This is a genomic window from Ornithinibacillus xuwenensis, from assembly GCF_039614845.1.
GTDB classification, from domain to species: Bacteria; Bacillota; Bacilli; order Bacillales; family Amphibacillaceae; genus Ornithinibacillus; species Ornithinibacillus xuwenensis.
The window spans coordinates 199,959-221,096 of sequence record NZ_JBDIML010000006.1 but is presented as its reverse complement, the minus strand read 5'-3'; the positions used below and the strand labels follow the sequence as shown (position 1 = coordinate 221,096).

At 36.3% G+C, this 21,138-nt stretch carries 27 protein-coding genes and 1 riboswitch; of the genes, 2 read left to right on the top strand and 25 right to left on the bottom strand.

From position 1 onward, the window contains the following. On the top strand, nucleotides 1-186 hold a 186-nt coding region (locus ABC228_RS16300; protein ID WP_345826240.1), incomplete at its 5' end, for a hypothetical protein. Nucleotides 187-227: 41 nt separating this feature from the next. Here ABC228_RS16300 and cccB read toward each other — a convergent pair. The 21 genes from cccB to ABC228_RS16195 all read right to left on the bottom strand — a co-directional run bounded on the left by cccB (nucleotide 228) and on the right by ABC228_RS16195 (nucleotide 18,590). Further along, nucleotides 228-578, bottom strand: coding sequence for a cytochrome c551 (gene cccB / locus ABC228_RS16295; RefSeq protein ID WP_345826239.1), 351 nt, complete (start codon nucleotides 576-578; stop codon nucleotides 228-230). A gap of 174 nt (nucleotides 579-752) precedes the next feature. Next, nucleotides 753-1,851, bottom strand: a protein-coding gene (gene prfB, locus ABC228_RS16290; protein ID WP_345826238.1) for a peptide chain release factor 2 whose coding sequence is annotated in 2 segments (ribosomal slippage) — nucleotides 753-1,787 and nucleotides 1,789-1,851 — 1,098 coding nt in all. Because the reading frame shifts where the segments join, the coding sequence is not laid out codon by codon here. Between the two features lie 97 nt (nucleotides 1,852-1,948). After that, on the bottom strand, nucleotides 1,949-4,462 hold the full coding sequence (gene secA / locus ABC228_RS16285; protein ID WP_345826237.1) for a preprotein translocase subunit SecA: 2,514 nt from the start codon (nucleotides 4,460-4,462) through the stop codon (nucleotides 1,949-1,951). 302 nt (nucleotides 4,463-4,764) lie between these two features. Next, nucleotides 4,765-5,316, bottom strand: coding sequence for a ribosome hibernation-promoting factor, HPF/YfiA family (gene hpf / locus ABC228_RS16280; protein ID WP_345826236.1), 552 nt, complete (start codon nucleotides 5,314-5,316; stop codon nucleotides 4,765-4,767). Between the two features lie 244 nt (nucleotides 5,317-5,560). Then, the gene (gene fliT, locus ABC228_RS16275) at nucleotides 5,561-5,914 is read right to left on the bottom strand and encodes a flagellar protein FliT (protein ID WP_345826235.1); all 354 of its coding nucleotides are present in this window, start codon (nucleotides 5,912-5,914) and stop codon (nucleotides 5,561-5,563) included. Next, nucleotides 5,914-6,315 (bottom strand): flagellar export chaperone FliS, encoded by a 402-nt coding sequence (gene fliS / locus ABC228_RS16270; protein ID WP_345826234.1) that lies wholly within the window; start codon nucleotides 6,313-6,315, stop codon nucleotides 5,914-5,916. Before fliS ends, fliT begins: the two co-directional genes overlap by 1 nt. 38 nt (nucleotides 6,316-6,353) lie before the next feature. Continuing rightward, on the bottom strand, nucleotides 6,354-7,850 hold the full coding sequence (locus tag ABC228_RS16265; RefSeq protein ID WP_345826233.1) for a flagellar hook-associated protein 2: 1,497 nt from the start codon (nucleotides 7,848-7,850) through the stop codon (nucleotides 6,354-6,356). Nucleotides 7,851-7,864: 14 nt separating this feature from the next. Further along, nucleotides 7,865-8,224, bottom strand: a complete 360-nt coding sequence (gene flaG, locus ABC228_RS16260) for a flagellar protein FlaG (protein WP_345826232.1) — start codon at nucleotides 8,222-8,224, stop codon at nucleotides 7,865-7,867. A 78-nt stretch (nucleotides 8,225-8,302) separates the two neighbouring features. Beyond that, nucleotides 8,303-8,524, bottom strand: coding sequence for a carbon storage regulator CsrA (gene csrA, locus ABC228_RS16255; protein ID WP_345826231.1), 222 nt, complete (start codon nucleotides 8,522-8,524; stop codon nucleotides 8,303-8,305). A gap of 2 nt (nucleotides 8,525-8,526) precedes the next feature. Continuing rightward, on the bottom strand, nucleotides 8,527-8,967 hold the full coding sequence (gene fliW, locus ABC228_RS16250) for a flagellar assembly protein FliW (RefSeq protein ID WP_345826230.1): 441 nt from the start codon (nucleotides 8,965-8,967) through the stop codon (nucleotides 8,527-8,529). A gap of 104 nt (nucleotides 8,968-9,071) precedes the next feature. Further along, nucleotides 9,072-9,635, bottom strand: a complete 564-nt coding sequence (locus tag ABC228_RS16245) for a DUF6470 family protein (RefSeq protein ID WP_345826229.1) — start codon at nucleotides 9,633-9,635, stop codon at nucleotides 9,072-9,074. Nucleotides 9,636-9,692: 57 nt separating this feature from the next. Further along, nucleotides 9,693-10,574 carry a flagellar hook-associated protein FlgL gene (flgL, locus tag ABC228_RS16240; RefSeq protein ID WP_345826228.1) on the bottom strand — a complete coding sequence of 294 codons (882 nt, stop codon included), beginning with the start codon at nucleotides 10,572-10,574 and terminating at the stop codon, nucleotides 9,693-9,695. A 9-nt stretch (nucleotides 10,575-10,583) separates the two neighbouring features. Further along, nucleotides 10,584-12,089 (bottom strand): flagellar hook-associated protein FlgK, encoded by a 1,506-nt coding sequence (gene flgK, locus ABC228_RS16235; protein ID WP_345826227.1) that lies wholly within the window; start codon nucleotides 12,087-12,089, stop codon nucleotides 10,584-10,586. Nucleotides 12,090-12,124: 35 nt separating this feature from the next. Further along, the gene (locus ABC228_RS16230; protein WP_345826226.1) at nucleotides 12,125-12,616 is read right to left on the bottom strand and encodes a flagellar protein FlgN; all 492 of its coding nucleotides are present in this window, start codon (nucleotides 12,614-12,616) and stop codon (nucleotides 12,125-12,127) included. Between the two features lie 15 nt (nucleotides 12,617-12,631). After that, a complete protein-coding gene (gene flgM, locus ABC228_RS16225; protein ID WP_345826225.1) occupies nucleotides 12,632-12,895 on the bottom strand; it encodes a flagellar biosynthesis anti-sigma factor FlgM in 264 nt (87 codons plus the stop codon). Nucleotides 12,896-12,988: 93 nt separating this feature from the next. Beyond that, nucleotides 12,989-13,411: a TIGR03826 family flagellar region protein gene (locus ABC228_RS16220; RefSeq protein ID WP_345826224.1), complete on the bottom strand. Its 423-nt coding sequence runs from the start codon at nucleotides 13,409-13,411 to the stop codon at nucleotides 12,989-12,991. Nucleotides 13,412-13,449: 38 nt separating this feature from the next. Then, nucleotides 13,450-14,130 carry a ComF family protein gene (locus ABC228_RS16215; RefSeq protein ID WP_345826223.1) on the bottom strand — a complete coding sequence of 227 codons (681 nt, stop codon included), beginning with the start codon at nucleotides 14,128-14,130 and terminating at the stop codon, nucleotides 13,450-13,452. Then, on the bottom strand, nucleotides 14,127-15,263 hold the full coding sequence (locus ABC228_RS16210) for an ATP-dependent helicase ComFA (RefSeq protein ID WP_345826222.1): 1,137 nt from the start codon (nucleotides 15,261-15,263) through the stop codon (nucleotides 14,127-14,129). The genes ABC228_RS16215 and ABC228_RS16210 overlap by 4 nt, the downstream gene beginning before the upstream one ends. Nucleotides 15,264-15,633: 370 nt before the next feature. Next, nucleotides 15,634-16,476, bottom strand: coding sequence for a DegV family protein (locus ABC228_RS16205; RefSeq protein WP_345826221.1), 843 nt, complete (start codon nucleotides 16,474-16,476; stop codon nucleotides 15,634-15,636). A gap of 188 nt (nucleotides 16,477-16,664) precedes the next feature. Continuing rightward, entirely contained in the window at nucleotides 16,665-17,357 is a 693-nt protein-coding gene (locus ABC228_RS16200; protein WP_345826220.1) for a response regulator, read from the bottom strand. Between the two features lie 87 nt (nucleotides 17,358-17,444). Then, the gene (locus tag ABC228_RS16195) at nucleotides 17,445-18,590 is read right to left on the bottom strand and encodes a sensor histidine kinase (RefSeq protein ID WP_345826219.1); all 1,146 of its coding nucleotides are present in this window, start codon (nucleotides 18,588-18,590) and stop codon (nucleotides 17,445-17,447) included. Between the two features lie 200 nt (nucleotides 18,591-18,790). Between ABC228_RS16195 and ABC228_RS16190 the strand changes: the two genes are divergently transcribed. Continuing rightward, the gene (locus tag ABC228_RS16190) at nucleotides 18,791-19,441 is read left to right on the top strand and encodes a YigZ family protein (protein ID WP_345826218.1); all 651 of its coding nucleotides are present in this window, start codon (nucleotides 18,791-18,793) and stop codon (nucleotides 19,439-19,441) included. Between the two features lie 244 nt (nucleotides 19,442-19,685). On the opposite strand, the gene ABC228_RS16185 is transcribed toward ABC228_RS16190, so the two are convergent. The 4 genes from ABC228_RS16185 to ABC228_RS16170 form a co-directional block, all read right to left on the bottom strand. Further along, the gene (locus ABC228_RS16185; RefSeq protein WP_345826217.1) at nucleotides 19,686-19,841 is read right to left on the bottom strand and encodes a hypothetical protein; all 156 of its coding nucleotides are present in this window, start codon (nucleotides 19,839-19,841) and stop codon (nucleotides 19,686-19,688) included. A gap of 84 nt (nucleotides 19,842-19,925) precedes the next feature. After that, the gene (locus ABC228_RS16180) at nucleotides 19,926-20,411 is read right to left on the bottom strand and encodes a VanZ family protein (protein WP_345826216.1); all 486 of its coding nucleotides are present in this window, start codon (nucleotides 20,409-20,411) and stop codon (nucleotides 19,926-19,928) included. A gap of 68 nt (nucleotides 20,412-20,479) precedes the next feature. Further along, nucleotides 20,480-20,806: a helix-turn-helix domain-containing protein gene (locus ABC228_RS16175; RefSeq protein ID WP_345826215.1), complete on the bottom strand. Its 327-nt coding sequence runs from the start codon at nucleotides 20,804-20,806 to the stop codon at nucleotides 20,480-20,482. A gap of 80 nt (nucleotides 20,807-20,886) precedes the next feature. Continuing rightward, the gene (locus ABC228_RS16170; RefSeq protein ID WP_345826214.1) at nucleotides 20,887-21,015 is read right to left on the bottom strand and encodes an anti-repressor SinI family protein; all 129 of its coding nucleotides are present in this window, start codon (nucleotides 21,013-21,015) and stop codon (nucleotides 20,887-20,889) included. Between the two features lie 23 nt (nucleotides 21,016-21,038). Continuing rightward, nucleotides 21,039-21,124: riboswitch (cyclic di-GMP riboswitch) on the bottom strand. Between the last annotated feature and the right edge of the window lie 14 nt (nucleotides 21,125-21,138).

Below are 21,138 nucleotides of genomic sequence, written 5' to 3'. Positions count from 1 at the left end.
GCCGCCCAAACATTTAATTTACCAATGGATATTGAAAATAAACCAACGAAAAATGGTTCCAATCATCATTTTTTGATGTTTGGAACCACTTTTCATTTATTTTTGGCTAGTTATGTCCCAGCCTCTTGTTTAACACTAATGCTTGCCAACAAGCAAGCCCCCTCCTTTATCCCTTCTATGTTTTAGCCATAAAGGTTATAGTGAGAGGGGGATTGTCCGAAAACTGCTTATTTTTTTTCTGCTAACCAATCAGCAATTTCTTGTGCCTCTGTTTCATTTACACGATTATCCTGCGCTGGCATACCGCCTTTACCATTCAGAATAATATCCTTAATTTCATCGGCAGAGTACTCCGAGCCAACCTTTTGTAGGTTTGGTCCACCTAGACCAGATAGATCTTGTCCGTGGCATGCTGCACAGTTTGCTTCAAATAGTTCTTCTGCAGCAGCTACTGTTTCATCACCATCTGTATTTCCTGCATCATTTGTTGCGCCATTATCATCTGCTTCATCTTCGCCACCACATGCACCAAGTACTAGTGCAGAGCCGAATAGAATTGTAAATAACCATTTTTTCATGTTAAAACGCTCCCCAATCATTATGAAGTTAGTTCTATCACTTCCTAGTATAACCATATTATTAAAATATACTAGTCACAAATTATCCAATAAATGGGTAGAAGTGAGGCACTATCGGCCTTCACTGGAATTTTTGACAAATTTAGGAATAAAATTTGAACAAACCATTCACATTTACAGCTGCGAGCGTAGGTAAGCATCAATAAATTGCCCTAATTCGCCATCCATAACTGCTTGCGTATTACCTACTTCTACATTTGTACGATGGTCTTTAACCATTGAATATGGATGGAACACGTACGAACGAATTTGACTTCCCCAGCCTATTTCCTTCTGATCTCCCCGTATTTCCGCTAATTCCTGCTGCTGTTTTTCAATTTCTAGCTGATATAGCTTCGATTTTAACATCTTCATTGCCGCTTCACGGTTTTTAATCTGAGATCGTTCATTTTGACAGGTAACAACCGTATTGGTTGGGATATGTGTAATCCGAACGGCAGAATCTGTCGTATTAATATGCTGTCCACCTGCACCACTAGCTCGGTACGTATCTACCTTAATATCCTCAGTACGAATTTCAATATCCACATCATCAGACATTTCTGGTGTTACATCACAAGATACAAAGGAAGTATGGCGACGACCTGAAGAGTCAAAAGGTGAAATTCGAACTAGTCGATGCACACCTTTTTCAGCCTTTAAATACCCATAGGCGTTATGACCTTTTATTAAAAGTGTTACACTCTTTACGCCTGCCTCTTCACCAGGTAGATAATCAAGCGTTTCGACAGAGAAGTTATTCTGCTCTGCAAAACGTTGATACATTCGTAATAACATACTAGCCCAATCTTGAGATTCCGTCCCACCAGCACCTGGATGCAATTCCAATATTGCGTTATTCGCATCATAAGGTTCACTCAATAGCATTTGTAATTCAAAATCATTTATGTCTTTTCTAAGTCTTGTGAGCTCTGATTCAAGTTCTGCAAATAATTCTTCATCATTTTCTTCCTTTGCAAGCTCAAAGGTTACTTCTAGATCTTCATGTCGACTTTGAATATCTTCAAAAGAATTAACAAAGCCTTTTAGCACATTTGCTTCATTGATAACTGTTTGTGCAGCATTTTGATCATCCCAAAAGCCTGGTGCTGTCATATCATGCTCTAATTCTTGAATCCGCGCCTTCTTTGCGTCTAAGTCAAAGAGACCCCCTAAATTCCGCAATACGGTTATTCATCTTATCTAATTCATTTCTAATTTCTGCAAACTCCATTTAATTCACCTCTAAATTTATTATGTTCAATTTCTGAAAGCAACTCATGAAAACACTCCCAGCTAACCGGGAGTGTTTCAAGATAGTTCAATATCTGTTATTGCCCATGACAATTTTTATATTTCTTTCCACTACCGCAAGGACATGGATCATTTCTACCTACATCTTCTTTTTTCACAAATGGCTTTCGGGTCTTTTTCTTTTCTTCACCGCCACCTGAAACAGCTTGCGTATTTTTAACGACTGCTTGACGTTTAAGATTATCACGAACCTGTGCCTTCATAATATACCGCGCCACTTCATCTTCAATGTTTTCTACCATGCCTTCAAACATTGCGAAGCCTTCAAACTGATATTCACGAAGTGGATCATTTTGGCCGTAAGCCCGTAAGTGAATACCTTGACGAAGCTGATCCATTTGGTCGATATGGTCCATCCATTTTGTATCAACTGTTCTAAGAAGAATAACCTTCTCAAATTCACGCATTTGTTCTTCTGAAATTTCTTCTTCTTTTTCATCATAACGTGAACGAACTTTATCCATGATAAGCTCAACTATTTCATCAGCTTCTTTACCGCGTAATGCTTCCACAGATAAATCTTCTTGATTTAGTAGGTTTCCATGAACATATTCTACAATCGCTTGAAGGTCCCATTTATCTTCATCATCATCCTGTGTATGTGTATTAATAACACGTTCTAATGAAGCATGAATCATTTTTTCAATAATTTCGCGTAGTTCATTTCCTTCTGAATCAATTACATCGAAGCGTTGTTTATAGATTATCTCACGTTGTTCCCTTAATACATCATCATAGGATAGAACATTTTTACGTGCATCATAGTTGTTTCCTTCCACACGTTTTTGAGCTGATTCAACCGCACGCGATAAAAATTTATTTTCTATTGGCTGTGAATCATCCATTCCCATTTTATCCATCATATTCCGAAGATTATCGGAGCCAAATCGACGCATCAATTCATCTTCCATGGATAGGTAGAATTGAGACATACCTGGATCACCTTGACGTCCTGAACGACCACGTAACTGATTATCAATACGTCTTGATTCATGACGCTCAGTACCAATTACCGCCAAGCCACCAAGCTCTATTACACCTTCACCTAGTTTAATATCTGTACCACGTCCAGCCATATTCGTTGCAATTGTTACTGCTCCTTTTTGACCAGCCTGTTCAATAATTTCTGCTTCTCGGAAGTGATTTTTCGCATTTAAAACATTGTGCTTAACGCCAGCTTTTTTCAACAGCTGTGAGATTACTTCAGATGTTTCTACTGCTACAGTACCAACCAATACTGGCTGTCCTTCCTGATTACGAGCTTTTATATCCTCGACAACTGATTTAAACTTACCTTCAATTGTTTTGTAAATCTTATCAGGTCGATCATTTCTTTCTACTGGTTTATTAGTAGGAATTGCAACTACATTCATGTTATAGATGCTTCTAAATTCTTCTTCTTCTGTTTTGGCTGTACCAGTCATTCCAGCTAGTTTATTATACATACGGAAGAAATTCTGGAATGTAATGGAAGCAAGTGTCATGCTTTCATTCTGGATTTTCAAGCCTTCTTTTGCTTCAATAGCTTGGTGAAGACCATCACTATAACGACGGCCCTTCATTAGACGACCTGTGAATTGGTCAACAATAACTACTTCTCCCTCTTCTACCACATAATCCGTATCTCGATGCATGGATACGTGTGCACGTAGTGCCTGACCAATATGATGTGTTATGGAAACGTGATTTAAATCAAACAGATTTTCAACAGCGAAATAACGCTCTGCTTTATTAATACCTTCTTCAGTAAGCTGGACACCTTTCGTCTTTTCATCATAGGAATAATCCGTCTCACGGTTTAACGTTGCTACAAAAGCGTTGGCCTGTGTATATAAGGACGCAGACTTCTGAGCGGAGCCCGAAATAATTAAAGGTGTTCTCGCCTCATCAATTAGAATGGAGTCAACCTCATCAATAATCGCAAAGTTCAATGGACGTTGTACCATTTGTTCTTTGTATAAAACCATATTATCGCGTAAGTAATCAAAGCCGTATTCATTATTCGTTCCATATGTAATATCGGCTTGATATGCTTCTCGTTTTTCTTCCTTCGATAAGCCATTAGAATTAAGTCCGACTGTTAACCCTAAGAATTCAAATAACTGCCCCATTTGCTTTGAGTCACGTTCAGCCAAATAATCATTGACTGTAATGACATGTACCCCATTGCCTGACAGAGCGTTTAAATAGGCAGGCATTGTAGAAGCTAGGGTTTTACCTTCACCGGTTTTCATTTCCGCAATATTACCTTCATGAAGTACGATTGCACCCATCAACTGCACTGGAAACGGACGCATGTCCAATACACGTCGAGATGCTTCACGGACAACCGCATAGGCTTCGACTAGTAAGTCATCAAGACTTTCACCATTCGAATAACGATTCTTAAATTCTTCTGTCTTCTGTTTTAATTGTTCATCTGAAAGCTTTTCGATATCTGACTCCATTGACTCAATCTGATCAACAATTCCTTGGAGTCGACCTAACTGCTTTTTATTACCGTCAAATAATTTTTTAAGAAAACTTGCCATACATACGCTCCTCAGTCCTATAGTGAATCTTTATTTGTGGATTGGAGTCTCATTAATATAAACCCACATTCCCTGAAGCCTCCTTCTCCAAAAAAAGGAAAAGGAATCAAAAGGCCACTATAAATATTCTTATAACCGTAAATAATATAAATTCTACTTTTATATATTAAATAATAACACTACTTAATTCTATATGCCAATAACATCGTTGGTATGTATTTACCAATTAATCTACCATTCAATCTTTAACATTCATCCAATACAAAGGCGATCCCTTTTTAGAGATCGCCATGTTTGTAGGATTAACTATTTGGTTCAATTAAACCATATTTACCATCTTTACGTCGGTATACAACGTTTGTATCGCCTGACACTGCATTTTCAAAAACAAAGAATGCGTGTCCCAACATATCCATTTGTAGAATTGCTTCCTCTGAATCCATTGGCTTCAGGTTAAAACGTTTTGTTCTTACAATCTCAATATCATTTGATTCTTCTATATCATCTTCTAGCTCTTCTGCCAAGCTCGTCATGGATGGTTTTGGTATACCATTTTGGCGAACTTTTCGATTGACCTTCGTCTTATATTTTCTAATTTGTCTTTCTAGTTTATCGAGTACTAAATCGACTGCTGCGTATAAATCCGTGTGTTCTACTTCAGCTCGAAGTAAAAGACTTGTCATCGGTATTGTAACCTCAATACGCTGTTTTTCATTATAGACACTTAAATTCACATGTACCTCAGAAGTTGGCGTGCTTTCAAAATATCTTTCCAGTTTACTAATCTTCTTTTCTACGTATTCTCTAATTGCCTCAGTAACCTCAAGATTTTCTCCGCGAATGTTGAATTTCATAAAGTGTCCTCCTTTTCTATCTTTATATATATTATACTATGTTTCCCATTAAAAATCCTGCATAAACATGTACATTTTGTAAATTTCCTAGGCTTGACCTTCTTAAAAACCTACTAAACAGTAAAGTTACCGGATTTACAATTTATTTACCTGTACTTCACAAAGTAAAGCTTATATTTTTTGAAAGAAAACTGACAAAAAACACATAAAAAAGCCTCTAGACAAAAATCTAGAGGCCTCATTTCTATTTCTTTTTATCCATGAACATCCCGTCAACAGTCTGTACATTTTCATAAGGATTTATATACTTTCGATTCGAATTCTTTTGTTGCTTTAATTGTTTCATCTCTATTTTTAACGTCTTGAATAATTTATCCATTTTCTCTTGAATGCTTTTATTAAGCGTTACAATTTGTTTACCAAGATTTAGTTCTTCACTTGTATATGGTTCTGAAATTTCTTCCATATACGTACCTCTTTGTATAAGAAGTTGATTAATCTCATCTAATACCTCTTGTCGGTGATTAGAAGAAATCTTATCATCTAATAATTCTTGTATCCTCATAGTGATGGCATAAATAGGCTCTACACGATTCATTAGACATGCTCACCTTGTGCATATTGTTTCTGTCTGGTTTGTAAGATTACTTGTTTCCAAGTATCTCTGAAGTCTGTTACAAATCCTAAAACTTCTTCAAGAGCACTATTGTCATTATTCAAATTGGCTTCTAACAAGCGATGATGCATATAGTCATATAAAGGCATGATTTGTTTTGATATTGCGACATCTTGATCGAGGGTAACCATCAATTCTTGGATAATGCGTTGTGCTTTTTGAATGTTGGTGTTTTTTGCCTCTATATTCTTTTCCTGTATGTCTTTCATTGCTTGTTTGATAAACTTGATGCATCCATTATATAGCATTAATGTTAACTCGCCACCAGTAGCAGTGTTAACAGCATTATCTTGATATGCTTGATATGGTTTATTTAAGGCCATTTGGTAAAACTCCTTTATTGAAAATTGTCATGGTTGGACTATCCACCAAACTGTGACAGTAATTGTGTTGACTGATTGTTTAGACGTGATATTGCTTGCTCCATCGCATTGAATTGGCTCCAATATCGATTCTCGACTGTCAAGAGACGATCTTCAAAATCTGAAATCCTGGTATTTAAGTCTTTTATTCGCTTCCCTAATGTGTAATTCTCTAAGGTACTAGTCGAATTACCAGCACGTTCCTCAAGACTCTTCATCGTAGATTCTACTGAGTCTTCTAGTCTATTTATCAATCCCCGACTTGGATCATTTGGATCAGTTGTTGAATTGGAAAATAGCTTATACACATCTTCAGGATTATCCCGAAGTGCATCTTTTAATTTTTCCTCATCGACCTCTAGCTTACCACCGTTCATATAGTTAGCAGAAGTTTTGATTCCAACCTGTGTTAAGTTCGTAATCTCTCCGCCAGTATCCACATTGGAATACCAAGACTGTCTCATATCAAATAGTCCAGAGGTTAAAATGGTTTCTCCGCGAAGTATCCCGCTCTTCGCTTTTTCTTCCCAAAGCTCTATTTCTTTCTCTTCCATTCCCTCTTTTTGCTCTTCCGTTAGAGGCTTGTAATCATAATATTTATCCTCTTGTTGAGAGGTAGTAACCATTTCGACAATCTCGTTATATTTATCAACGAAGTTCATAATAGAATCAAATGCTGCGTCAACGTTATTATCGACAGTTAAACTAACATTTTGATCACCTGTAACATTTTTAAATTCAAACGTTACGCCATTTAACGTATATGAATTGTTCTTGGAAGTAAACTCAACGCCATTATAGGTGAATGTAGCATCTGTTCCATTCGTTTCATTTGATTGTGTCAAATTTAATGTATCTGTAAAGAAGGTATCGCCAGAAAAATCAATTTCATAGCCAGCAGTATTATAATTACCTGTTCTGGTACTTTCAATAATAACTTTATTCGATGTTTGATCGAGAAATGCACGTGCATTATTATCGCCATCTGTAATTTTCTTCAATACGTCATTTAGAGAATCATCCGCTTCGACAACAATATCATGTTGCTTCATCGCATTCGTTGCTTTATCAAATGTCTTGAAAGAAATAGTACCAGGATTTATTCCTTGTTCACTTAATGTCTTATTTGGATCAAAATCTGCCCCAAGATCATCTAATGATCCCCCAACATTAATGGCTGAAGTCGCTAATGAACCGACTTTTATTGTGTACGCACCATTTTGTGCATTTGAATTCGCAGTTGCTGTAACCGCTGCTTCATTTGAAGAACTAACCGACTTGGACGTATACGTGCTTTTCTTTTTCATGTCTAGCATCAAATTATGATCCATGTCATACAGCTTTTGATAGATTTCTCTAAAACCGTCTCGTTTCCATTCTAGAAGCGTACGGTCTTGCTCCATACGATCCAATGGAGCACGCTCTGCTTGCATAAGTTTACTTATAATTTCATCTGTATTAATTCCAGATGCTAATCCTCCGATACGCATTACCATTTATAAACACCTCTCTATATCTTCTTGTCTATTAAAAATCCCATGTAATCCGCCATAGCAGCATACATATCTAATACCTTCTTTGATGGGATTTCCTTTATTACCTCGTTGGTATCTGGGTTAACTATGGTCACATAATACTCATTGAGTTCATCATGTAATTCAAATTTCAGATTAGTTCTTAACGGCTCAACGAAATCATTTAGTTTATCCACGGCCATTTTTACATCATTTTTAGAAGGCTTTCCTTCGTATGGATTTACAATATCCCCTTGTTGATTGTCCTGCACGACAGTTTGTATCTCTGATGTGACACTATTGTTGTTACTGTTCTGCAAGGGTTGTGTTCCAGTTATAAATGAATCTACTCGCATCCCCCAAGCATCTCCTTACATGTTTATTTTTATATCGGATTAATCATTAAAAAAGTTTAGTGCAAGAAGCAATCGAGTTTATGATTTCTCATTTAATAATTTTAGTAGATCTGCCGAAACATTTGCGGCTTCACTATTTTGGTTTTGTATATCTACATATATCTCTTTCCGGTATATTTCTATCGATTTAGGTGCTGCGATACCCAGTTTTATCTGATCGCCTTCGATTGCTAAAACTTTAATTTCAATATCATCACTGATTTGAATTGCTTCATTAAGCTTTCGTGTTAGAACGAGCATCACTACACTCCTTTCTCAGCGGTCGATTGAATAGAAGCCTTACTAGGATATTCATCCGAGTTCAGTATATATTGTTTACCGATCATTTTTTTCTGGTTAATGATTATTGGCGCTTTTAAATTTATAGTACTGGTGAGAAAAGGGTCCTTTAACGTTACAATTGTTAGTACCAGTACTTCATTCTCTTGTTTAATATCCAACAATTCTAACGTCACATCATCTAATTCAATTTGATAGTCTTTATAAAAATGGTACGGATTTGTAATAACAAAAGCTAATTGTGATGTATGGACGGATTGCATAAACTGAAATACAGGATTTCCCGGAATATCTAACAGCACGAATTCAGTCTCTTCCACAAAACCTGGTATTCCGGATGGAAAATTAACGATGGTTGAATCCTCTATGTCTACTTCACCTAGGTATTTTGTTTGTATCTTCATATGACTCATCCTTCCTTCATTAACAGACTTTTCGAGCAGTACTTAAAATCTGGTGAATCTATTGCTGCACTGCCAACTAAACAGTCCTTCTAATTCAGAGAACCTTACAATTTTTCCGTTACAAAATCTATTTCCAGATCTTGATATTGAGCCATGCTAATATCAACAGAACCTGGTATGTAATTAACTTCAGGCTTATTCACGGTAGCATCAATGATTGGTTTATTTGCTTTCACGTCAATCTGAACATCTGATGGTTGATAATTTATTTTTACAGCAAACACAGATGGAATAAATTTAATCCCTAATGCGCGCATCGGATCATGCGCATTCGTAAACGCCTGACTTATTAAAGGATTTCCCTTGTTTTCGATTTTCATAAGTTCCGTTCCTTGAGATGCTCTTCTGCCCATTCCTTCCAATGCTGCTTGCTTAGCTTCCTGAGCCACTTTTTCATTAAATCGTTCAATTGATCGAATATTCATATCTTCCCAAGCTTGCGTTTGATCAATTGATAATTTCGATGGTGTTGTTTTCATCGTTATTTCGGCACGAGGCTGTTGAATAGATAAATCTGCCTTGGGCTGGCGTATTTCTTGCTTTCCCGATTGGGTTGAAATATTTATCTTGGCCATCTGTGACTGTATACGAATTTGTGGTATTTCCATCTATATCCTCCCCTAAATAAAGATAAAAAACCCTGAACCCTTTTCGGGCCAGGGCTATTATCTTAGGAAATCAAGTAAAGTAGGTTGAATAATTCGAGATCCTGCTGAAAGTGCTGCACGATGAACACTTTCTTGTGTCATTAACTTTGTAATTACCTCTTCATAGTCAATATCTTCATTTTCTGACATCATCTGTGTTGCAGATATTTCTTGTGATCCTAATCGATTATCAATTAAGTCAATACGGTTCATTCTTGCACCAAGATCTGCACGAGCATTAATAACATTCGTGATATTCTCGTCGATTGCATCAATACTACTTTGAATATCAGCTTGAGACCCACTGTCCAATGCAGTAATAAAGGAATCAATTCGATCAAATGCGTCCTTACCGAATATAGTATCTGCTTTCACATTAGCGTTTATTTGAATTCCACTAGATACTTCAATATTCACAGAATTCGTATCGATTGCTATCGTATTCGTATCTACTAAAGGATTGGGAACAGGTGCTACATCAGTCTTTGTTCCATTAAATAGATATTTCCCATTTACATTCGTATTTGCAATATCTACTAGGTGCTGCTTCAATTGCTCAGCTTCTTTTTTAATATTTATTCTTTCCTCATCATCATACGTATCATTACTCGCTTGAACAGCTAGTTCCCGAAGACGCTGTAATGCTTGTGTTGCTTGGTCCAAAGACTCATCTGAATTATCCATCCAATTATGGACTTCATTTGTATTACGTTGATACTGTTCAACTTGCATTAATTGACTACGGAAATCCATTCCTTTTACTGCAACTACAGGATCATCAGAAGGACGGTTAATTTTTTTACCCGTTGTCAATTGATCCATATATGTTCCCAAATTAGAATAGCTATTGGATAAATTGCGTAGCATATTATTTGATAGCATTGATTGCGTTACGCGCACTTAAAATCCCTACCTTCCTACTAATCCCATATTATTGATAATACGATCTAATATTTCATCCATCGCCGTTAGGCTTCTTGCTGCCGCATTATAAGCATGCTGGAATTTAATCATATTGGACATTTCTTCATCAAGTGATACGGAGCTTACAGAAGCACGTTGTTCCTCTACCTGAGAACGAAGTACATTCGTATTTTCAGCCATTCGATTTGCCTCTTGGGCTGCAACTCCTAATCTACCAATGATTCCTTCATAGAAGCCTTTAATAGAAGTATCCTCTCCTAAAGCATTATCTGCTAAAGGAGTATCCATTACCTTTGCTAAATCCAACGCATTTTCTCCATTTCCATTTGAACCATTACTACTTGCTGCTATTAATGACGGATCATCGATAACTGCTTGTGATACGGACATAACATTATTCGTAAAGTCAAAAAATGCTTGTCCAGCATTACCAGCTAAATCAGTACCCACTGCATGAACTTCGTTAAACTTTTCTGTAAACTCATTAGCCATTTGTTGTAGGTTATAAATCATGTTATTAAACGTAATAGATTGAGCATTTGCAGCCGTTGGGTCAACAGGTGTACCGTAGCCATGAACTTCCACCAACGACTTCAGTGAACCAGACGAAAGCGTTGTAACCGTTCCACCAATAGCAATTTCATTTACTTCTGCACTTGGATCTAATGAAAATTCTTGATACGTAGAGCCGTTAGTAGAACTCGGATTTACTAAATACACAGGTGTCGGATATGACTTTCCAGTGTCATCTACCAATTCAATTTTTGTTAATCCAGCTGCTATATCAGGAGAACTCTCCGCACTTTCAACACGATGAACCTTAATGTTAGCAACACCAGATAACTCATCAATTAGTCGATCACGCTCATCATATAAATCATTGGTTAAGTAGCCATGGGGCTCAAGCTCTTTAATTTGATTATTAATTCGATCAATCTGACGTATGATGGAGTTTGCGTCATCTATCGTAACATCGATTTCCTTACGAATATCAGATTGCATTGATTCTAGTGAACCAGTTAAATAATTAAATGAATCTGCAACAGCAATTCCTCGTTGAACAACAACTGATCTAGCACCCGTGTCTTCTGGGTTTACTGCTAAATCCTGTAGCGACTGCCAAAACTTATCCATTGTATTAGCTAGACCACCTTCAGATGGTTCATTTAATAAACTTTCCATACGATACAAGGATTTTGATGTTGTTTCCCAATAAGTTGTTTTACTGTTTTCGGAACGATACTGTAAATCTAGAAAACTATCACGAATACGTTCTACAGAGCCAGCTTGTACACCAGTTCCAAGTTGCCCAGGAATCTGTGGACGATTACGAGAGCCAGCAGGATATGCCGTTGAAGTTTCAAAGTTTACACGTTGTCTTGAATAACCTTCTGTATTCGCATTTGAAATATTGTGACTTGTGGTATATAACGCCGATTGTTGAGTCGATAGCGCTCTTTTCGCCATTTCGATCCCATGAAATGTACTCATAGTTTTTCTCCTTCTCGAAACTTTTTATCTATCTTTTACGCTTTTGAATCAAAAACGGATCGATTTATAGTGGATTGGTCTTTATCTGCCTTATTTCCATAGTTCATATTTTTCAAGGAAGGGCTCATCAAATCAATTGAAAGTTGCACAAATTGCATTGATTGTTGAATTAAAGCCATATTCAATTGTTCTTGCTGCTTCAATTTGAGAATAACTTCAGATAACCGTACAGCACTTTCTTCTAATTCCTTTTTCTCAGAAGCATCAAGATGATTAATCATATTGGTAATTGTTGCTTCATCAAGTTTTAGATTATGCTCTAAAAACCATGCGTCAACTTCTTTTTTACGATTATCCTCTGCTTGTTCCAATTGTTGAACAAATTTCCGTTCTTTGATTAATATGGCCTGCAGCTTATCAACAGCACCTTCTTTAACTACTGTTGTTTTCTCAAATGAGAGCTCTAAAAGCTGTTGATGTATACTTGTTAGCTTTTCTAGTTTCTCAATAATCACGTTTAGGGACACAAGACTGTCCTCCTCTTATTGCTTCGACCAAAAGTCGATCATTTTCTTAGCAGTTTTTTCAAAGTCAATCTCATATTGTCCAGATTCAACAAGATTCTTAATTTCTTGTACATAAGCTTCACGCTTTGCATTCACTTTCGTATTTTCCTGTAGTTGCATTGCCTGTGTAGAAATCTCTAATTGATCTTGTTGCTGTACATTCTTTTTATAATCCGTTTGTTTTTGAATCTGATTCTTATATGGATTAAAATTAGTTTGATTTGGTCCATTAACTTTCATTTAATCACCTCGTTTGTGATGAAATATTGCAGTCTAATAAGACGAACATAGTTATATTTATAGTATCGGCATATTTTAAAAAATATTTAATCATTATCTACGATGTTTATCTAGTGTATAGTATACACTTTTCTTTTGCTCTGACTCATGATTGCGTTCGGCCACCTTTTCAATTTGTTCAACCTTGTCTAAATCACTTTTTAACGTTTTTGCACAAGATGAACATAATTTACCAGTAACAATACTCGAACCACATTTTTCACATGGATAGCCTAGTTTAGGAAACATTGAAGTTCGCAAACGCTTCTCTTTAATAAACTTCGTAATAAGGGATTCTTCTACTCCAGTTGCCTCTACAACCTGGGTTAATGTAGCCTCCCTATTTTTTTGTTGCTTTAAAAAACTATACACCACTTGAAAGTCCGCTTCTTCCTCTTTATAACAATCTCGACATACATCACGTAAATTTTTTACGATTATCTTGCCGCAACGGACGCAATTCGCTAAATCTGACATAACTCATTCTCCTCGATTCTCTATTATAGCATACTAAGTTAACCCCGAACTAAGGTATAGGTATATATAATGGGACAGCCGTTTTTCTTCAAAAGTTCGGCTGCATGACGTAACGTAGTACCAGTTGTATATATATCATCGACAAGAATTACAGGTTTGTTTACACTTTCCTTGATGATAAATGGATTTTGAGTAGAAAGTCTTTCATACCGGGACTTTTTCGACTGTTTTTCACCATGGATTCGCGATAAGAGCTCCACCATTTCAAAAGGTAAAAAACTCGCTAACATCATCGCCTGATTAAAGCATCTTTCGTTAATTCTTTCTTCACTTAAAGGAATCGGAACTACAATAGCTCCCTTTTTCGTTGTGAAAACTTTTCGAAAATGCTCTGTAAAAGGCTTCTGAAACACATATCCTAATTGATAATCTCCACGGTATTTCCATTTTGCAATGATAGCTTTCATCATATTATTATAAGTAAAGACAGAATAATTAAAATCAATAGGATCATCTTGTCTAGAATATTCTTCCCACCACAGACAATCTTTACATACCTTATCATCCGTTATTCTACTACATTTTTGACAGCGATTACCAGTAAGCTCATCGAGACCCTTCGCACATCTTACACATAAAGCAGAAGGCTGCGGTGGGATAAATAGGTTTTTCCAATCAATCTCTATTATCATTTCATCATGACACCACAAACAATTCATGACTTAAATCCCCCTCGTCTATTCATCCTCTTAATTGAGCGGACGGCTTTAACCATAGCCATTGATTTCCCATCATGAAAAAACACTACTTCACCGTCAGGATCATCTGCACTTCTTCCAGCTCTACCTGCAATTTGTACTAAGGCTGCCTCATCAAAAACAGAATGGTTAGCGTGTAGCACCATCACATCTACTGAAGGGAAGGTCACACCACGTTCCAGAATCGATGTTGTAATCAATATTTTAATTTCGTTATTTCGAAACCTGGTAATCTTTTCGATTCTTTTTTCGTCTTCAGAATGAACGGATTCAATACAAGTATTTTTCACATACATTGGATCACTTTTCAATCGATCGTATAAGCTTTTGACGAGCTCACTCGCAAGCGATATAGTCGGAACAAAAATAAGGACCTGACGGCTAGGGTTTTTCCTTTCATTTATCCATGAGATTAAGGGGGTGGGGATAACTTGCTGTTTTAATTTCTTTTTTAGGGAGTACAATATTTGTAACGTAGGTACAGGAAGAGGGTATCCATGAAAGCGTGTTGGAACAAATATATGTGGAAGTTTATTTATTGCGATACGATAACGTAGATTGTTACGCGGTGTTGCGGTTAAATATATGGTAGTGTGCCCATCCTTACCAGCTCTCCGAACAGCAAAAGGTAATGCAGAATCATTATGATAAGGAAATGCATCAACTTCATCAATGATCATGACATCAAATGTTTTATAATAACGAAGCAGTTGATGGGTGGTGGAAATAATAATCTGTGCCGTTCCTTCCTTCTCTTCACTCCCACCATATAGGGCTTGGATTGCAACGCTTTGAAATGCTTGCTGCACTCTTGGCTTTAATTCTCGCACAACATCTGCACGTGGAGTTGCTATACATATACGTAAGCCAAGTTGTAATGCAGCTTCAATTCCAGTAAACAGCATTTCTGTTTTCCCAGCGCCACATACTGCCCAAACAAGAAGCTCCTTTTCCTTGGCCCTAATCGCTCGTACAATACGGTTAGAAGCATTTCCTTGTGCTCTTGAAAGAGTACCATCCCATGTTAATGGAGAATCCCATACCGGAAATTTCGCCGTAGACCCTTGCCAAATATATAATGATTCACACGCCATTACTCTTCCCATTTCAATGCAGTTTCTGCAATATACATGAGTCTTGTTACAGGAAGTACATGGAATGATACCAAATAATGATTGCTTCTTATTTCCACAGCGTTGACACTTAAAATGAAATAACGATTTTTTAATAGAAGGGAGTGGTATGAATATATCACTATCGGAGTCATATTCAAGAGGGAGTTCTTGTTTAAGCAAGATTTTTCCATCGTATTTTTTTGCGTAGTAGTCTTCTTCTGAAGAGGAAATTATGGGGAAATTGTTAGTGGACATTGCTTCACTCACTTTCTTTTCATTTCGATAAGCATAATGGACTGCCAATACCTCTCGTCTAGCAGTCCACAAATATAATATAAAAATGATTGCTTTATTTATAATACCAACAAACTCCGATTGCACCTTCCCCCACATGGGTTCCGATAACCGGACCAAAATAGCTAATTAATGCTTCTGTATTTGGGTACTTTTCTTGAAAACTATCTCTAATGTCAATTGCTGCTTGTTCATCATTTGCATGTATAAATACTACTTTTGCTACTTTGTCTTCTTTCGCATCATCTTCTAGCATACCTAATATTCGATTTAGTGCTTTTTTACGAGTACGAATCTTTTCAAATGGTACAATTACTTTATCTACAAAATGCAGAACAGGCTTCACCTGTAGTAAGCTACCAACTAGTGCTTGTGCACCATTTAGTCTACCTCCACGGTGTAGATTGGTTAATTCATCCACCATAAAATAACCGTGCATGGTTTTCTTCATTTCATTAAGGCGCTCCATAATTTCTTCTGCTGTTTTATTTTCTTTTGCCATTTCTGCTGCCTCTAAAGCATAGAAGCCTTGTGCCATACAGCTAATCTCTGAATCAAAAGCAAACATTTCAATTCCTTCAACCATATCACCAGCACTTACAACTGCTTGATATGTTCCACTAATACCACTCGATAAATGAACGGAGATTACTGCATCATAGTCTTTACTTAGTTCTTCTAATTTTTCGGTTATCAATCCGATTGCAGGTTGTGAAGTAGTAGGTAGTTCTTTTTCTTCTTTTAGCTTTTGATAAAAGAATGTCGTTGTCAAATCAACTTCTTCTTGGAAAGTTTCTTCCCCAAAGTTTACACTAAGCGGCACCATATGTATTCCATATGCTTCACGCATATCCTTCGGAATATAAGCTGTGCTGTCAGTCATTACAGCAACCTTCATATTTTTTTACCTTCCTCCCCAAATTATTAACTTCCAGTTACTTTCTCGCGTATGCTTATTATATTTTACATGAATGTCCCAAAAAATGCATCATGATATGTCGCGCTTTGAAGACCATACTTCCTGAGAAATTAATAAAGCCTTGATACAATATTTGTATCAAGACTTTATTAATTATTCGTCAGTTCTTAGAGCACCTCTACCCAGCCTTTTCGGATAGCAGAAACTACAGCCTGTGTACGGTCATTTACATTCATTTTCTGTAAGATGTTACTAACATGGTTTTTAACTGTTTTCTCACTAATATATAGCGCCTCTGCAACAGCTCTATTGCTTTTCCCATCTGCTAGTAATTGTAGTACCTCACATTCACGCTTCGTCAATAAATGTAAAGGACGATGGTATTCCACTCGACTTCCTACACCAACGGTAACCGTTTCCTTCGCTAGACGGCGATATTCTTGTACAAGATTATGTGTTACCTTCGGATGTAGATAAGATCCTCCTTCACTAACAACTTTAATTGCTTCAATAAGTGAATTTGAATCCATTTCTTTCAATAAATACCCCTGTGCTCCCGTCTTTAAAGCATGGGTAACATAACTTTCATCATCATGGATTGACAATATGATTACTTTTGATTTAGGGTGATTACGAACTAATTCTGCTGTAGCTTGTACACCATTCATGTTCGGCATATTAATATCCATTAATACCACATCTGGATTATGTTCCTTCACAAGCTTTGATGCCATGATGCCATCATCGCCCTCAGCTACTACATTAAAAGATGGTTCAAACTCTAAAATACGTTTAACCCCTTCTCGAAATAACTTATGATCATCAATTAAAACAATGTTAACAGTCTTTTCAAAACTCATTGCCTCTTCCTCCCCAATACGTAATATCGTTATACCTATTACGTTTACATGATAGACATTGTCTATATTTTTCTATCTATATTATTATTAGACAAGAGCCCTTTCATAGGGTACTCGTATAATTATTTTTGTTCCTGCTCCAATTGCAGAATTAATTTCTATTGTACCATCAAACATTTCGACCCGCTCTTTCATTCCCATTAAGCCAAAGGACTTATCGCGTTTAATATCCGGATCAAACCCTTTCCCATTATCGGTAATAATAAGGTTTAGATTTTTTGTACAAATTTCAATTTTCACAGTAATCAATGTAGCCTCTGAATGTTTCACAGCGTTTTGAATTGCTTCTTGTACTAACCTAAAAAACGCTATTTCATATTTCTGATTAATCCGCTTTACTTCACCGATAGAAAGAAATTCTATTTTGATATTGTTATAATCAGCTATCGTCGCAATATATTTCTTGATTGTCGGTATAAGCCCTAAGTCATCAAGGGCCATTGGTCGAAGATCGTAAATGATTCTGCGCACTTCATATAAAGAAGTTCTTACCATTTTACGCACATTCTTGATCTCATTCAGAGCATCTTCAGGACTTCCTTCTCGAAAGGTCCGGTCTACTAATTCAGATCGCAATAAAATATTAGCAAGCATTTGTGCAGGTCCATCGTGTATTTCCCTCGAAATTCGTTTACGCTCTTCTTCTTGTGCTTCAATAATTTGAAGACCGAATTCCTGCTTTTCTTTTGCTTCTTCAAGCATTTCATTTACTTGCCTAAAATCATCTGTAAGATATGTGAGAATAACCGATATTTTATTTGCTAGATTCTCTGCACGTTTAATCGTCTGATCCAAATTTTGAAGTCTTCTCTCAATTTCATCGCGCTTTGTTCGTAAAGCTCTTTCTTCTTGTCGAAGCATTGCAAGCTTTGTTTGAAGTTCATGAGTTGTTTCATAAACCTCGCGTATTTCATCTTCCGTGTAGCGATCGAAATACTTACTCACTTCTGATAAACGCCTACGAGAATAACGAACATTTTGTTCGAGCTTGTCTCCATCATCTATGTACTGTAAGACCTTCTGCTTGGTATAATCAAGCTCCTTTAACAATTGTTCATGCTCTGAACGAGCTTCCTCACTAATATGAAAAATCTCATCCTTACTATTCTCTACAACGTCAACCATTTCATCAACTATAAAATCTAAATCTTTTTCCCTAGTTTTCACTGCCATCGGCACTCACCAACCTATGGTATAATTATACGTGGTTCAGTTTACTTTTTATAGGGTTATTCGGAAATTATTTAAGAAAATTTCCTAGGAATGTTATCTTTTTTTTAGAACAATAGCTATTAATACCCACTATATAATAGAATAAAACATTCTTTTTACTCATTATACACTATAACGAACATAAAGGGGGATTTTTTCCATTGATTTCTAGTTATTTCACAGTTAAAAAAGATGGAGGCGACCATGAAATCGTCATTCAAAAGTCGAGGTTCATTGGTACTATTAAGCGTGTAGAAACAGAGGAAGAAGCACAAGCATTCATACAAGAAATTAAGAAAAAATATCAGGATGCAACACATAACTGTTCTGCGTATATTATTGGAGAACATGACCAAATTCAAAAAGCAAATGATGATGGTGAACCTAGTGGCACAGCAGGTGTTCCAATATTAGAGGTGCTGAAAAAACAACAGCTAAAGGATACCGTTGTTGTTGTCACAAGATATTTTGGAGGAATCAAACTTGGTGCAGGTGGACTTATACGTGCTTATGGCGGAACAACATCCCAAACATTACAAGAAATAGGTGTTGTAAAAAGACAATTAATGAAAGGATTTTCCATAACCGTTGACTACACCCTTTTAGGAAAGCTAGAAAACATGCTACGTAATTCCGAGCATATCCTTGAAACCATTCAGTACTTAGAGAAAGTCGTATTTATTGTCTATGTAGAAGATGGATATGAGCAAGCATTTCAGGATTGGATAGTAGACTTAACGAATGATCAAGCTGAAACACAAGAAATAGAAGCTAAATACGTAGAAATTGATGCTTCCGATCCAAAACCCTAACACCTAAACCAACGAAACTTCCTTTTAGTTATAGAAGCTTTTCTTTTCAAATCAATGACGCTTTTCTGTAGAGCGTAGTTTATCTTTTAAAGGAAGTGTATTCAATCTATCAAATTTTTCTGCCAGAGATGCTTTAAACGATGTTTCTTGTGCATACAATCTGACAAGAAACATCCATACAAAAAGGACTAATTCTGTTTAAAGAAATAGCCCCCAAGCAACTAGTATTTGCAATAGTAGTGTGCTAGTTTACGATTTGTTTATTTTTCGCTACAATACCTTTACCGTTAATTTCTCTAATCAATGTTTGAATTAATTCTTCGGAAGATTGGATTTTATTCTTTTCCGTGTCATCAATTACTTTTTTCATCATATTTTTAAATAGCTCACGCTCCACCATTAAATTACCCGCCTTAGTAGTTTATGTTTGTACAATATGAATATCATACCACAAAATTTTTCATTTGTATGAAAAAATGTTATCTCACGTCGCCTTGGATCCTCTTGCCCGAATAATAAAAACTAAGCAAGCTATTAAAGCCCCCAAAACATCAATTAATACATCCCCAAAATAAGGCGTACGATTCGGCGTTAGACCTTGATGCAATTCATCACTAATAGCATATGCTGCGGTTATCAAAAAGGAAACCATCCATCGCATCCGCATTTTCCAACTAGTTGTATTACGAATCGCAATCGTAATTAATAGCATTAGTATGAAAAAAGCAGCGAAATGTGCACCTTTTCGTATAAAGAATTCTACAAACCCATTTATTCCTAAAGCCTCTGTACTTATCACAGTATGATGATACGTAAAATGAATTGATCGTACATACGGTTCTAAAAAAGCTAAATCAGAAACATTGCTTAATAAAGGTTTTATATCTTGGTTTTCATAAGGTTGTGATGAAAAAAAGAAAATGATTCCCATCCAACTAATCGGTAATAACCAATACATATATTTGTTCATTACTCCACCCTGCTTGTCCCTTCTTATTACTTTTATTCAAAACAAAAAAACCGCAGGATAACTACGGCTTAGTGTTGCTTATTTCTCCATCTATTAAATTCAAGATATTCTTTAAATTGCTGCTTGGATACACCTGAATCCATTGCTTCTTTGACGATTTGAAGCCATTCGCCATCTAAATCTTGTAAATCACCTGGTTTATTTTCATTAATTAATTCATTTACAGAAACACCTAATACAGAACTAATCTTTTCAATAAACTGGATCGATGGATTTGACTGGAGGTTACGTTCAATTGAACTTAAATAAGATTTTGCTACATTGGCTTTTTCAGCTAATTCAGATATGGACATCTTTTTTTCATTACGTAATTGCTTTATTTTTTCACCGATCAAGTTATCTCACCTCTTAAGGCGAATTATATCACAAACAGGTGAGTAGTTCTATATAAAGTACATTTTTTTCTGCAAAAGAATTATGTATTCTTGATTGCCTCTGATAAGAAAATTCTTATCTCCTCTACCGACATCCCTTGTGCCTTTGCTTCTCTGATTAATGCTACCCATTCATAATCTAGATTCACTTCCGTAACAGTTTTATTCAAATTCCCGTCCCCCATTGGCATCCACATGCAATCCAGCCATCATAGCCTAGCGCGCTTTAGACCTGTGACTTTGCGTCCCCACTTTTCAATGGGTTTGCCTTTTAAATAGATGATAGAATTATT